Source organism: Neisseria sp. P0021.S007, from assembly GCF_051956855.1.
Genome location: NZ_JBQCXA010001131.1, coordinates 1 through 527, shown reverse-complemented (window position 1 = coordinate 527; position 527 = coordinate 1). Strand labels below are relative to the sequence as shown.

1 pseudogene is annotated in these 527 nt (G+C 54.3%); it reads left to right on the top strand.

Annotated elements, in window-relative coordinates:
* Positions 1-527: pseudogene (locus ACTHUR_RS17895) on the top strand (glycogen debranching protein GlgX); the annotation flags it as partial.

Below are 527 nucleotides of genomic sequence, written 5' to 3'. Positions count from 1 at the left end.
CTCTTTGACAAGGGAGGAGAAACCCGTTTGGAAATGCCTTCGCGGCGTGGGTCGGTGTTTTACGGCTTTGTGCCGGGGGTCGGGGCGGGGCAGCGGTATGGTTTTCGTGTTTACGGACGCGCTGATGCGCCGAGTGGCTCGTGTTTCAATCCGAACAAATTGTTGATTGACCCGTATTCAAAAAAAATCGACGGCAAACCGAGTTATCGGGACGATGAGGAAATGGCGTGGTTTCGTCCGGAAGACGAGCGGGACAATGCGGCGATGGCACCCAAAAGCGTGGTGGTGGGCGATGATGATTTTGATTGGGGCAACGAGCGCCGTCCGAACCATCCGTGGGGCAGGACGGTAGTGTATGAAGCCCATGTTAAAGGGTTTACCAAGCAGTTCCCAGATTTGGAACACGCGGGAACGTATCAAGCGCTGACTGATTCGCGCGTGATTGATTATTTGAAAACTTTGGGCGTGACCGCCGTCGAGCTGCTGCCGGTACACCAGCATTTGGACGAATACCACCTGCAAAAAAT